This is a genomic window from Streptomyces phytophilus, from assembly GCF_013870535.1.
GTDB classification, from domain to species: Bacteria; Actinomycetota; Actinomycetes; order Streptomycetales; family Streptomycetaceae; genus Streptomyces; species Streptomyces phytophilus.
This window is the reverse complement of record NZ_JACBXC010000071.1, coordinates 1-12,476: the sequence shown is the minus strand read 5'-3', so window position 1 is coordinate 12,476 and position 12,476 is coordinate 1. Positions and strand designations below refer to the sequence as shown.

13 protein-coding genes are annotated in these 12,476 nt (G+C 72.9%); 7 read left to right on the top strand and 6 right to left on the bottom strand.

The window, feature by feature from the left end:
• From H5J30_RS06935 to H5J30_RS06925, 3 genes are all read right to left on the bottom strand, one after another.
• Positions 1-685: MerR family transcriptional regulator (locus H5J30_RS06935; protein ID WP_181786272.1), on the bottom strand; the 685-nt coding region annotated here is incomplete at its 3' end.
• Between the two features lie 266 nt (positions 686-951).
• Positions 952-2,721, bottom strand: a complete 1,770-nt coding sequence (locus H5J30_RS06930; RefSeq protein ID WP_181786271.1) for an SDR family oxidoreductase — start codon at positions 2,719-2,721, stop codon at positions 952-954.
• A complete protein-coding gene (locus tag H5J30_RS06925; RefSeq protein ID WP_181786270.1) occupies positions 2,718-3,626 on the bottom strand; it encodes a M24 family metallopeptidase in 909 nt (302 codons plus the stop codon). The genes H5J30_RS06930 and H5J30_RS06925 overlap by 4 nt, the downstream gene beginning before the upstream one ends.
• Positions 3,627-3,981: 355 nt before the next feature.
• Here H5J30_RS06925 and H5J30_RS06920 point away from each other — a divergent pair, with 355 nt between their 5' ends.
• From H5J30_RS06920 to H5J30_RS06905, 4 genes are read left to right on the top strand one after another with little or no spacing between them, the layout of a single operon-like run.
• Positions 3,982-4,992, top strand: coding sequence for an ABC transporter ATP-binding protein (locus tag H5J30_RS06920; protein ID WP_181786269.1), 1,011 nt, complete (start codon positions 3,982-3,984; stop codon positions 4,990-4,992).
• Positions 4,982-5,926 carry an ABC transporter permease gene (locus H5J30_RS06915; RefSeq protein WP_181786268.1) on the top strand — a complete coding sequence of 315 codons (945 nt, stop codon included), beginning with the start codon at positions 4,982-4,984 and terminating at the stop codon, positions 5,924-5,926. Before H5J30_RS06920 ends, H5J30_RS06915 begins: the two co-directional genes overlap by 11 nt.
• The gene (locus tag H5J30_RS06910; protein ID WP_018838782.1) at positions 5,923-6,834 is read left to right on the top strand and encodes an ABC transporter ATP-binding protein; all 912 of its coding nucleotides are present in this window, start codon (positions 5,923-5,925) and stop codon (positions 6,832-6,834) included. Before H5J30_RS06915 ends, H5J30_RS06910 begins: the two co-directional genes overlap by 4 nt.
• A 21-nt stretch (positions 6,835-6,855) precedes the next feature.
• Complete coding sequence (locus H5J30_RS06905) at positions 6,856-7,575, top strand: ABC-2 transporter permease (protein ID WP_181786274.1); 720 nt, start codon at positions 6,856-6,858, stop codon at positions 7,573-7,575.
• 15 nt (positions 7,576-7,590) lie between these two features.
• Here H5J30_RS06905 and H5J30_RS06900 read toward each other — a convergent pair whose 3' ends face one another.
• Entirely contained in the window at positions 7,591-8,169 is a 579-nt protein-coding gene (locus H5J30_RS06900; protein ID WP_309505454.1) for a winged helix-turn-helix domain-containing protein, read from the bottom strand.
• Positions 8,170-8,239: 70 nt separating this feature from the next.
• Between H5J30_RS06900 and def the strand changes: the two genes are divergently transcribed.
• Entirely contained in the window at positions 8,240-8,899 is a 660-nt protein-coding gene (gene def, locus H5J30_RS06895; protein ID WP_181786266.1) for a peptide deformylase, read from the top strand.
• 58 nt (positions 8,900-8,957) lie between these two features.
• Here def and H5J30_RS06890 read toward each other — a convergent pair whose 3' ends face one another.
• Positions 8,958-9,824: a sigma-70 family RNA polymerase sigma factor gene (locus tag H5J30_RS06890; protein WP_181786273.1), complete on the bottom strand. Its 867-nt coding sequence runs from the start codon at positions 9,822-9,824 to the stop codon at positions 8,958-8,960.
• A gap of 192 nt (positions 9,825-10,016) precedes the next feature.
• Here H5J30_RS06890 and H5J30_RS06885 point away from each other — a divergent pair, with 192 nt between their 5' ends.
• Positions 10,017-10,385 (top strand): DoxX family protein, encoded by a 369-nt coding sequence (locus H5J30_RS06885; RefSeq protein WP_181786265.1) that lies wholly within the window; start codon positions 10,017-10,019, stop codon positions 10,383-10,385.
• Between the two features lie 18 nt (positions 10,386-10,403).
• On the opposite strand, the gene H5J30_RS06880 is transcribed toward H5J30_RS06885, so the two are convergent.
• Positions 10,404-11,306 carry a helix-turn-helix domain-containing protein gene (locus tag H5J30_RS06880; RefSeq protein WP_181786264.1) on the bottom strand — a complete coding sequence of 301 codons (903 nt, stop codon included), beginning with the start codon at positions 11,304-11,306 and terminating at the stop codon, positions 10,404-10,406.
• 139 nt (positions 11,307-11,445) lie between these two features.
• Here H5J30_RS06880 and H5J30_RS06875 point away from each other — a divergent pair, with 139 nt between their 5' ends.
• On the top strand, positions 11,446-12,363 hold the full coding sequence (locus tag H5J30_RS06875; protein WP_181786263.1) for an MBL fold metallo-hydrolase: 918 nt from the start codon (positions 11,446-11,448) through the stop codon (positions 12,361-12,363).
• Positions 12,364-12,476: the final 113 nt, after the last annotated feature.

Below are 12,476 nucleotides of genomic sequence, written 5' to 3'. Positions count from 1 at the left end.
GCTCCGCGTCCAGCGTCTGCTGCGCCAGGGGGCGCAGCCTGCGGACGAGGCCGGCGGCCTCGGTCGCCTCCGCGTCCGACGGGGGGTGGTCGAGGTAGCGCTGGAAGACGTACTCGGCGGTGAAGTCGAGCAGGCCCGCGGCTATCTCCTCCACCCGCAGCCGCAGCTCGCGCAGCTGGCCGGTGATGGCGGAGAACGGGACGCCCGCGGCGTGCAGTTCGGCGGCGACCGTGAGCTGCTGCGGACTGGGCACGAAGAACACCTCCGGCTCGCCGGCCACCCGCTCCAGCACGCCCAGCTCGACGGCCTCCTCGACCGCGGACTCGTCCGCCGCCCCGCCGAACAGCTCCTCCAGCTCCGTCCGGCTCAGCTGCCCGGACTCCTCGTCGGTCCACGGCCCCTGCACCTCGGCGACCAGTCCCAGCACACCGCCGAGCCCCCGGCCCGCGTCCCATGCCTCCAGCAGTTCCTTGATGGACGCCAGGGTGTATCCGCGATCGAGGAGGCCGGCTATCTGGCGGAGCCGGGCGAGGTGTTCTTCGCCGTAGACGTTGGTCCGGCCGCGCCGCTCCGGCCGGGGCAGCAGGCCGCGGTCGGCGTACGCGCGGATGGTCCGTACGGTCGTGCCGCTGGCGTGCGCCAGACCCTCGATCCGGTACTCGCCCTCCGTCTGCTGCTCCCGCACCGCTCTCCTGCCCCTCGGCCGGTCGCCCGGCCCGTACGCGGGCCTGCCCACCGGCCCGCTCGTCGCCCCGCCCGCCGCGTGCCCCGCTCGGCCCGCCGCGGCGAGCCCTCTTGGGAGGGATGGTACGACCGGCGCGGCTACCGCGGTCTCCCGTCGGTCGAACGGGCCCAGGTCCGGCGTACTCGCGCGGTGCTCCGCGCGCGGGAGGGGTGCTTCGGTGCTCACGATGCGGCTCCTGGAAGGCGGGTGGTTCTGGTCGTCGCGCTCTAGAGCTTCGGCTCCACCCGGGCTATCGCCCGCAGCGCGCGCGGCGCGAACCTCGCCAGCAGCCGCGAGCCCCGCGCCTCCGGGGTGACCGGCACCACCGCCTGGTTGCGCGCGACCGCCCGCAGCACGGCCTCCGCGACCTTCTCCGCGGGGTAGTTCCGCTTCCCGTACCAGCGGTGGGCGCTCTTCCGGCGGCGCTGCTCCTCGTCCCCGGAGACACCCGCGAACCGAGTGGTGGCCGTGATGTTGGTGTGCACGAAGCCGGGGCAGACGGCCGAGACGCCGATCCCCTGCCCGGCCAGCTCCGCGCGCAGGCACTCCGAGAGCATCAGCACCGCGGCCTTCGACGTCGCGTACGCGGGCAGGGCCCGCGACGGCGCATACGCCGCGGCCGAGGCGGTGTTGACGATGTGCCCGCCCTGGCCGCGCTCGGCCATCTGCCTGCCGAAGAGCCGGCAGCCGTGGATGACGCCCCACAGGTTGACGTCCAGCACCCGGCGCCAGTCCGCCGCCGAGGTGTCCAGGAACGGGCCGGACAGACCCACCCCGGCGTTGTTCACCAGCACGTCCACCACCCCGTACGCAGCGGCGACGCGCTCGGCGAACTTCTCCATCGCCTCCTCGTCCGCGACGTCGACGACCTCCGGCCACGCCTCCGCCGCGCCGATCATGCGGCACAACTCGGCGGTCGTGGCCGCCCCCTCGGCGTCGACGTCCGCCGCGACGACCCGCGCACCGGCCTCCGCGAAGGCGAAGGCGGTGGCCCGGCCGATGCCGCTGCCCGCACCGGTGATCAGCACCAGCCGCCCGCCGAACCGGTCCGCGTACGGCCCGTCGGGGACGATCTCCGTCACCGGTGTGCCGTCCTCGTGCGCGAGCACGAACTCGCCGATCCACGCGGCGAGCTGGTCGGGCCGGGTGCGCGGGACCCAGTGCCTGGCGTCGATCGTGCGCCGCAGCAACTGCGGCACCCAGCGGTCCAGGTCGTCGTAGAGGCTCGGGGAGAGGAAGGCGTCGCCCGCGGGGGTGATGAGCTGCACCGGCGCGTGCGCGTAGGCGTCGGCGCGGGGGTGGCGCAGCCGGGCGCGGACGTTGTCCCGGTAGAGCCAGGCGCCGTGCGCCGCGTCGTCGCCGAGGGAGGCCGTCGGATAGCCGTCGCCGGGGACCTTCTCCAGCCGCCGCAGGATCGCCGGCCAGCGCGCGCCGAGCGGGCCGCGCCAGGCCAGCTCGGGCAGCACGGGGGTGTGCAGCAGATACACGTACCAGGACTTGGCGGTCTGGCCGAGCAGTTGGCCGGCCCGGCGCGGGGTGGGACGGCGCAGCCGGCCGTTGATCCAGTGCCCGAAGTGGTCGAGGGACGGGCCAGAGAGGGAAGTGAAGGAGGCGATACGGCCCTCCGTGCGCTCCACCGTGGTGAACTCCCAGCCCTGCACCGAGCCCCAGTCGTGCCCCACGAGGTGCACGGGGCCGTCCGGGCTGATGGCGTCGATCACGGCCAGGAAGTCGTCCGTGAGCCTCTCCAGCGTGAAGCCGCCCTTCAGCGGCTTCGGCGCGGTGGAGCGGCCGTGGCCGCGGACGTCGTACAGCACGACGTGGAAGCGCTCGGCGAGCCGGGACGCGACCTCGGCCCACACCTCCTTGCTGTCCGGATAGCCGTGCAGCAGCACGACCGTCGGCTGTCCGGCGTCTCCCAGCTCCGCCACGCACAGCTCGACCCCTGCCGTACGCACCCACCGCTCCCGCACGGCCGCGCCGCCCCACTCGCTCACGCCACCCACCCCTTCTCCGGCTCCCGCCCCTGCACCGCACCCTGCGCGCCGTCCGCCGCCAGCTCCCGGTCCGCTTCCGCCTCCGCCCACCGCCGCACATGCGGCAGGTCGTCGTCGAGCCAGAACGCGCTCTCCTCCTCGTCCCGCGAATCCGTCACGACGAGCAGCTCCTCGAACTTCGCCCCCGTCCCCCGGAAGCCCAGGTGCGGCTCCACCGCCCACAGCCCCGGCCGCGGCGGGTGCTGCGAGAACCGGTACGGGCTCCACAGCGGCGACCAGCCCTCGCGGTGCCCGCGCAGCGCGTCCTTCGCCAGGCCCTTGAGGCTCTGCGTGCCGAAGCCGAACACGTGCGGCGCGAAGCGCCGCTCCCGGACCCGGTCGACCTTGTGCGCGATGACACCGAACGGATAGGCCCGGTGCCGGTTGTGATAGCCCTGGCGGACCATGAGGCGCTCCACGTCCTCGTAGATCTCCCGCAGCGGGCGGCGCTCGCGCACCTCGCGCAGGATCAGCTCGCGGTGGACCCGGAGGTCGCGCATCAGCCGGTCGTGCACGGGGTTCGGCCCCAGGGAGCCGGAATAGCCCACGTCGGCCGTATGCCCGCCGTGCACCGGCGCGAGGTCGAGGATGAAGGGCATGCCGGGCGCCAGCTCCCGGTTCGTCGGGAAGAACTGCAGCGGCACCCTGAACCCGGCGAACGCGGTCCGGTCGCCGAACCAGGCGAACGGCAGGTGGAACCAGTCCCGCACGCCGCGCTCGCGCAGCCACTCCCGCTGCATCCGGGCCGCGTCCCGCTCCGTGACCCCCGGCCGGAGCTGCGCCGCCACCGCCTCCGCGCACTCGTACGCCAGGCGCTGCACGCTTGTGAACCCCCGCAGAGCCGCCGAGGACCCGGTGAGTCCCATCAGTCCGCCCCTCCCCTTTCCCGCCGCATTCCCCGCCACCCGAATCTCCCGCGAGCCCGATTCCCGCAAGCCGGCACCGCACCGCCGCGGCCACCGCCCTCCCGGCCGGCCCCGCCCCAAGTCCACACTGCCCGGGCCGACTTCCCCCGAAGCCGGCCCCGCCCGAAAGCTGACACCAATGACTGTGACATCACCCCATGGCTCCGTCAATGCCCGCAGTCGCCCTGTGGATACCGCGGGTAACCTCAGGGTTCCCGCCCCCTTCCCCCTACGGGTCCGTCACTCCCCGGTCGTATCCGCCAACCATCGCCAGGTCTGACGCCCCCGCGCCCCCGCACCACTACCGTCGTGCAACGTGACAGTCATCGCCACCGAGAACCTGAGCAAACGGTTTCCCCGTGTCACCGCGCTCGACGGCCTCACCCTCGACATCGGCCCCGGGGTCACGGGACTGGTCGGCGCCAACGGCGCCGGCAAGTCCACGCTGATCAAGATCCTCCTCGGCCTCTCACCCGCCTCCGAGGGCTCGGCCACCGTGCTCGGCCTCGACGTGGCCGCCGGCAGCGACACCGCCGCCAGCATCCGCGAGCGCGTCGGCTACATGCCGGAACACGACTGCCTGCCGCCCGACGTCTCCGCCACGGAGTTCGTCGTCCACATGGCGCGCATGTCCGGCCTGCCCGCCACCGCGGCCCGCGAGCGCACCGCCGACACCCTGCGCCACGTCGGCCTGTACGAGGAGCGCTACCGCCCCATCGGCGGCTACTCCACCGGCATGAAGCAGCGCGTCAAGCTCGCCCAGGCCCTCGTGCACGACCCGCAGCTCGTCTTCCTCGACGAGCCGACCAACGGCCTCGACCCCGTCGGCCGCGACGACATGCTCGGCCTCATCCGCCGCGTACACGCCGACTTCGGCATCTCCGTCCTCGTCACCTCGCACCTCCTCGGCGAGCTGGAGCGCACCTGCGACCACGTCGTCGTCATCGACGGCGGCCGGCTGCTGCGCTCCAGCTCCACCAGCGACTTCACGCAGTCCACCGCCACCCTCGCGGTCGAGGTGACCGACACCGACGCCCACCCCGACGGCACCGCCACCCTGCGCAAGGCGCTCGCCGGCGCGGGCCTGGGGATCACGGCGGACGGCCGGCTGCTGTACGTCGAGGCGGAGGGCGACGACACGTACGACGTCGTACGGGACGCGGTGGCCGGACTCGGCCTCGGGCTGGTGCGCATGGAGCAGCGCCGGCACCGCATCGCGGAGATCTTCCGCGACGACGACACCCTCCCGGCGAGCACCCCGACGACCACGAGCACGACCGCGAGCACGTCCGCGACCGACCCCGCAGGAAGCCCTCATGCCCACTGACGCGCCCGCCACCGGCAGCTCCGGCAGCTCCGGAAACGCAGCCCAGGCCCCCGCCGCCACCGACGTCATCCACGACATCGGCTACCGCCACTACGACGGCCCCCGCCTCGGCCGCGGCTACGCCCGCCGGTCGCTGTTCACCCAGTCCCTGCGCGCCGCGTACGGCCTCGGCCGCTCCGCGAAGTCCAAGGTCCCGCCCGCGCTCCTCTTCGGCATCATGTGCCTGGTCGCGCTCATCATCGTCGCGGTCGCCGTCGGCACCGGCATGGACGAACTGCCGCTGGACTACACCGACTACGCGATCTACCTCCAGCCCGTCATCTTCCTCTTCATCGCCGCGCAGGCCCCCGTGTCCGTCTCCCGGGACCTCCGGTTCCGTACGGTCCCGCTGTACTTCTCCCGCCCCGTCGAGCGCCTCGACTACGTCTCCGCCAAGTACGCGGCGATGGCCTCCGCGCTCTTCGTCCTCACCGCCACCCCCCTGCTGGTCCTCTACGTCGGCGCGCTGCTGGCCAAGCTCGACTTCACCGACCAGACCAAGGGCTTCGCCCAGGCGCTCGTCTCCGCGGCCCTGCTGTCGCTGCTCTTCGCCGGCATCGGCCTGGCCATCGCCGCCCTCACCCCGCGCCGCGGCTTCGGCGTCGCGGCCGTCATCGCCGCGTTCACCGTGCCGTTCGGCGCGGTCAGCGCGCTGCAGGGCATCGCGTGGGAGCAGGACAACCTCGGCGCCATCGGCTGGTTCGCGCTCTTCTCGCCCATCGGCCTCATCGACAACGTCCAGTCGACGTTCCTCGGCGCGACCCCCGCCACGGCCTCCCCCGAACCCGTCGACCCGTCCACGGCGGCCGGGACGGTCGCGCTGCTGGTCGCGCTCGCGGTCGCCGCCGGCTGCTTCCTCTTCCTGCTGCGCCGCTACCGAAAGGCCGGGCTGTGACCACCATCCGGATCGACAGCGTCTCCCGCTGGTTCGGCAACGTCGTCGCCGTCAACGACGTGACCATGGCCATCGGCCCGGGCGTCACCGGCCTCCTCGGCCCCAACGGCGCCGGCAAGTCGACCCTCATCAACATGATGGCCGGCTTCCTCTCCCCCTCCACCGGCGCGGTCACCCTCGACGGTGTGCGCATCTGGCGCAACGAGCAGGTCTACAAGCAGATCGGGCTCGTCCCCGAGCGCGAGGCGATGTACGACTTCCTCACCGGCCGCGAGTTCGTCCTCGCCAACGCCGAGCTGCACGGCCTCGGCGCCGACGCCGCGCGCAAGGCCCTGGCCACGGTCGAGATGGAGTACGCGCAGAACCGCCGGATCAGCACGTACAGCAAGGGCATGCGCCAGCGCGTGAAGATGGCGTCCGCCCTCGTCCACGAGCCGGACGTACTGCTCCTCGACGAGCCGTTCAACGGCATGGACCCGCGCCAGCGCATGCACCTCATGGACCTGCTGCGGCAGATGGGCGCCGCGGGCCGCACCGTGCTGTTCTCCTCGCACATCCTGGAGGAGGTCGAGCAGCTCGCCGCGCACATCGAGGTGATCGTCGCCGGCCGGCACGCCGCCTCCGGCGACTTCCGCAAGATCCGCCGGCTGATGACCGACCGCCCGCACCACTACGCCGTACGCTCCAGCGACGACCGCGCGCTCGCCTCCGCGCTCATCGCCGACCCGTCCACCGCCGGACTCGAACTCGACCGGCGCGACGGGATCCTGCACATCCAGGCCGTCGACTTCGCCCGCTTCACCGAGCTGCTGCCGCGCGTCGCCAGGGACCACGGCATCCGCCTCTACGAGGTCTCGCCCTCCGACGAGTCCCTCGAATCCGTCTTCTCGTACCTGGTCGCGGCCTGAGAAGGAGCGAAGAACGCGATGCTGTACCACCCCACCGTCGCCCGGCTCACCGGGCGGGCCATCCTCGGCCGCCGCCGGGCGCTCATCCTGCTCCTGCTGCCCGTCCTGCTCATCGTCATCTCCATCGTCGTACGCGCCCTCGTCGGCGCCGACGACGAGGTCACCGCCGACCTCCTCGGCGGCTTCGCGCTGGCGACCATGGTGCCGCTCATCGGCGTCATCGCCGGGACGGGCGCCATCGGCCCGGAGATCGACGACAGTTCGATCGTCTACCTGCTCGCGAAGCCCGTGCCGCGGCCGACGATCATCCTCACCAAACTGATCGTCGCGGTCGGCGTCACCGCCGCGTTCTCCGCGCTGCCCACGCTGGTCGCCGGGTTCATCCTCGGCGGCAACGGCAGCCGCCTGGCGGTCGCGTACGCCCTGGCCGCCGCGGTCGCCTCCGTCGCGTACGCCGCCTTCTTCCTGATGCTCGGCACGATCTCGCGGCACGCGGTGGTCTTCGGACTCGTCTACGCGCTGGTGTGGGAGGCCCTGCTCGGCAGCCTCGTCGACGGTGTGAAGACGCTCAGCATCCAGCAGTGGGCGCTGGCGGTGGGCGAGAAGATCGGCCAGGGCGGGCACGTCGTCTCCGACGTGGCGCTGCCGGTGGCGACGGTCCTGCTGGTCGTGGTCACGGCGGGCGCGACGTGGTTCGCCGCGCAGCGGCTGCGGTCGCTGACGCTGGCGGGCGAGGAGTAGCTCCGAGCCGGCGGCTCAGTCCTGACCCGCACCGTCCTGCGGGTGGGGCAGCAGGGGAAACAGCCGGGTGATGAGGGCAACGGGCCGCGCGTCGCCGGGCCGGGCCAGCGGGCGCTGTTCCCGGTCCCGGTACGGCACGAGCGCCCGCCGGATCACGTCCGCGACCCGGCTCATCTCCTCGGGCGTCAGATAGGCAACGGCACTGAACGCCTCGTCGCGGCGCCACGCGGCCGGCGCCTCGTCCCGCCGGGCCAGCCACCGCTGCCAGCTCTCGTCCTCCAACCCGCGGGCCAGCTCGCCGAACTGCTCCTCCTCGGCCCCCGCGGCACCAGGACCGTCCCGCGTCAGGCGCCAGGGGCGCACGCGGCCCCCGCGGTGGGGAGCCTCCTCGACGTATCCATGGCGCGCAAGCTGCCGCAGGTGAAACGAGCAGAGGCCGGAGCTGTGGCCGAGCCGTGCGGCGGCCTCGGTCGCGGTGACGGTGCCGACTTCGGCGAGCAGGTCCAGCAGGGCCGTACGGACCGGGTGTACGCGCAGTCCCGGGCCGGTGCCGGCCGTCCGGCCGCCCGCGGCGTCGACATCGTCTTCAGTCACTTTGCAAAGTCTGCTAGTTTGCAAAGGAGTTGGCAAGTGGCAGTCGGCGTCCGCAAGAGGGAGACGGCCCATGTCTGTTCGTCATGAAGGGGCGGCCCCCGCCGACCGCCGAGTCCGCGTACAGGGCCGCCCGGTGGACACCCACCCGGCCCTCCCACCTAAAGCAGGGGGCTCGGTGCGCAGGGTCACGGAGGTGGGCGAGGACGTGCTGAGCCGCCCGTGCCGGGACGTGACGGACTTCGGCACCCCCGAACTGGCGGCGCTGATCGACGACATGTTCCTGACCATGTACGTGGCCGAAGGCGCCGGCCTCGCCGCCAACCAGGTCGGCGTCGACCTGCGGCTCTTCGTCTACGACTGCCCGGACGACGACGGCGTCCGGCACGTCGGCCACCTCCTCAACCCGGTCGTGGACCTGCCCGCCCCCGCCGACCGCCGCCTCCGCGACGACTACGAGGGCTGCCTCTCCGTCCCCGGCGCGGGCATGCCGGTCCCCCGCCCCGACCGCGCCGTCGCCCGCGGACTCGACAAGGACGGCAACCCCCTCGTCATCGAAGGCACGGGCTACTTCGCCCGCTGCCTCCAGCACGAGGCCGACCACCTCGCCGGATACACCTACCTCGACCGGCTCTCCAGGCGGGACCGCAAGGACGCGCTACGCCAGATGGCAGAAAACCGCGAACACGTCTTCGCCCAACGCGCCACGAGGACCGCCGACCTGGGCAGGTAAGCACCGCGGCAACACCTGTGGCCCGGAGCCCCTGGCACTCGCACGGCAAGCGGGCGGTTCAGAACCCGGTACTGCGCCTCGGTTCCAGTCGGTCGGTCGGGTTGAGGCGGGCGATCTCGATACGGGTGATCGTCTCGCCCTCGAAGTCGAAGGTGACGGCGGCAAGCGGGTGGCCGCCCGGGGCGATGACCGCGGCCGGAGCGCCGTTGACGCGCATCGGGATGCTGGTGTGAATCCGGTCGGTGAAGTAGCGGGTCTCCTCTGCCACCGCGCGATTCCCGACGACTTCGGCGGCTGCGCCCTCGGAAAGCACCGCCGGGTCGGCGGCCCGGACGACGTCGGATGCCATCAGCGCGACGAGCGTGTCGATCCGACCTCCCCGGGCGGCCGCGAGGAACGCGTCGACGATCCGCCAGTGGCCCGATGTCCGCGCGGCCTCTTCCGCGGATGCCGGATCCACGCCTTCGAGGCGTCGCCGTGCACGGCTGGCCAGCTTCTTCGCGTTCGTCGGCGTGATGTCCAACACGGCGGCGACCTCGCCGAACGGTACGCGGAAGAGGTCGTGCAGCACGTAGGCCACCCGCTGGGTGGCGGTGAGTCGGCTCAGGAGCACCAGGAGCGCCCGTGAGACGTTTTCGCGCCGTAGGTACTCCTCGTCGGCGGCGAGCTGGTCGCCGGGGATCGCGTCCGCGAGGAGGGGCAGCTCGCCACGTCGTTCCCGTGAGCGCAGCTGGTCGAGACAGAGACGCGCGGTCACGGTCGTGAGCCATCCGGCCGGGTTCCCGATCCGCGTCCGGTCCGCGGCGTGCGCACGCAGCCACGCGTTCTGGACGGCGTCGTCGGCGTCCTCAAGCGAGCCGAGGATCCGGTGGGCGAGTGCGAGCAGCCGGGGCCGTGCCACCTCGAATTCGTCGATCAGGTCCACGTGAGCGGTCACCTTTCGGTCGTGCCGGGCGTCATGACGGGCGACCAACCGGACAACGACAGGCCCCTGCACGTAGGAGACCCTCATGAGCGTACAGATCGTTCATTTCGGCGCCGACCCTCAGCGGGTGGGCGAGTGGGCGGATGGCCCGGTGCCGCCGTCGACGCTTCACTTCACCGGGCGGTACGCCGCGTGAGCGGCGCCGCTTCGACGGCGTTGCCGGCCGCGACGGTCGCGTGCGTCGTCGCCAACGCCTTCATCGTCACCGCGGACCTGGCACGGGCCCGATTCGTGCTCGCGAACTCGGCCGAGGTCGGGTTGCGGCCCGAAGCGCTGCCCTACCTCGCCGTCCTCAAGGGAACCGGCGCGGCCGGCCTGGTGGTCGGGCTCGCGGGCATCACGCCCCTGGGCCTGGCCGCCGCGGTGGGGCTGGTGCTGTTCTACCTGTGCGCGGTCGGAGCACACGTTCGGACGTCGGTCTTCCACAACATCGGCTTCCCGGTGCTCTTCTTGGCGCTGGCTCTGGGCGCGGCCACCCACTTCACCGCGGCCACCGTGTGACGCGGGGCAGCCGCGGCTTCAGCCGGCCGCTTCCCGGGCGCGCAGGTGCCGTTCGCGGGCCCCGTCCGGGCCCCCGCTCACCTGCCGCAGGAGCGCGAGGGCCTCCTCCGAGGCGGAGCCGGCGGCGGCCGTGCACACGACCAGCGTCTGGTCCGGTGAGCGGGCGATCGACAGTGTCTGCTGCGTCACCGTCACCGGGCCCACCACCGGGTGGTGCAGCTCGTACGCGGCCGCGTCGCACGGTGCCACGCGGTGGTCGCCCCACAGGGCGACGAACTCCTGGCTCTTCATCGTCAGTTCCCCGATCAGCCCGGCGAGCAGCGGGTCCTCCGGGTGTCTGCCGACGGCGGCGCGCAGATTGCCGACCACCGCGCGGGCCTTGCGCTGCCAGTCCGCGTACAGCTCCCGGCAGTGCGGGTCCAGGAACAGCATCCGGCTCGTGTTCGGGCGTTCCGCCGGGTCGTCGGGGCCGCTGACGTCCAGGTGGCCGGCGAGCAGGGCGTGCCCGGGGGCGTTCCAGGCCAGTACGTCCGTACGGCGGCCGAGCACCAGCGCCGGGGCGCCGTCGACGGCGCGCAGGAGGTCGCGGGTTTCGTCGGCGAGCTTCTCCGGCCGCGGGCGGCGCACCCGGGGTGCGCGGCGGGCGGCGCCGGCGAGCCGTACGAGGTGCTCGCGCTCGTGGTCGTCGAGCCGCAGGGCGCGGGCGATCGCGTCGAGCACCTCGGCCGAGGCCCCGCGGGACAGGCCCTGTTCCAGCCGTGCGTAGTACGAGACGCTGACGCCCGCCAGCTGGGCGAGTTCCTCGCGCCGCAGTCCGGCCACCCGCCTGCGGGGGCCGAGGTCGCGCAGGCCGACGTCCTCGGGGCGCAGCCGCGTCCGCCGGGCGTGGAGGAAGGTGCCGAGTGGGCCGGGTCCGCTCATCGCCCCAGTATTCGGCGTACGGCCCGCTGCCGGCCACACCCTGCGAGGGGTAGGAAAACCCGGGAGTGGTGCGTACCCGTCCGCGTGTCCAGGCTCGGTTCTCCTACGGACCACGCAACCCGGACCCGAGGACGGACACATGGACACCACACCCGGGCAACTCGTCCTGGGCGACGTCACCGTCACCCGCATCGAGGAGTTCTACGGCCCGGTCGGGATGACCCCGGCCCAGTTCTTCCCGGACAGCCGGCGGCACACCTGGGACGAGCACCGCGCGTGGCTGGCACCCGACTTCTGGGACCCGGACACCGACGAGTGCCGTACGGCGCTGCAGACCTGGCTGCTGCGCAGCGAGGGCCGCACCATCCTCGTCGACACCGGCGTGGGCAACCACAAGGAGCGGCCCTACGCACCGGCGTGGAGCCGCCTGGACACCCGCTACCTCGACCGCCTCGCCGCCGCCGGCGTACGGCCCGAGGACGTCGACGTCGTGGTCAACACCCATCTGCACATCGACCACGTCGGCTGGAACACCCGCCTCGACGGCCGGGACTGGGTGCCGACCTTCCCCAACGCCACGTACCTGATCAACCGGCGGGACTTCGACTTCTGGAACCCCGCCAACGAGCACAGGACCGTGCTGGGCCGCGGCAACCAGAACGTCTTCGAGGACAGCGTCGCGCCCGTCCACCGGGCGGGACTCACCCGCCTGTGGGAGGAGGCGTACCGGATCGACCGCAACCTGCGTCTCGGCCCCGCGCCCGGCCACACCCCCGGCTCGTCCGTCCTCACCCTGGAATCCGGCGGCGAGCAGGCCCTGTTCGTCGGGGACCTGGTGCACACCGCACTGCAGATCGCCGAGCCCGCGACCAACTCCTGCTTCTGCGAGGACCCGGCCGAATCCCGCGCCACCCGGCACAAGCTCCTCGGCCGCGCCGCCGACCGCCGCGCGCTCGTCTTCCCGGCGCACTTCGGCGGCCACGGGGCGGCGGAAGTCGCCCGCAGCGGATCGAAGTTCGCGATCAAGGAGTGGGCCCCCTTCCCGCGCATCGCCTGACGCCCCCGATCGCCTGACGCCCCCGACCCGTACACAGGAAGGGCCTCCCATGCCCATGCCCCGGCAGACAGACCCGGTGGTCCACACCCCCGCCGGCGCCGTACGCGGCCTGC

Bases quoted from the DNA above. Each gene is read 5' to 3' on its own strand.
- H5J30_RS06880 (WP_181786264.1), bottom strand. From the start codon at position 11,306: ATGAGCGGACCCGGCCCACTCGGCACCTTCCTCCACGCCCGGCGGACG.
- H5J30_RS06875 (WP_181786263.1), top strand. From the start codon at position 11,446: ATGGACACCACACCCGGGCAACTCGTCCTGGGCGACGTCACCGTCACC.
- H5J30_RS06925 (WP_181786270.1), bottom strand. From the start codon at position 3,626: ATGGGACTCACCGGGTCCTCGGCGGCTCTGCGGGGGTTCACAAGCGTG.
- def (WP_181786266.1), top strand. From the start codon at position 8,240: ATGTCTGTTCGTCATGAAGGGGCGGCCCCCGCCGACCGCCGAGTCCGC.
- H5J30_RS06915 (WP_181786268.1), top strand. From the start codon at position 4,982: ATGCCCACTGACGCGCCCGCCACCGGCAGCTCCGGCAGCTCCGGAAAC.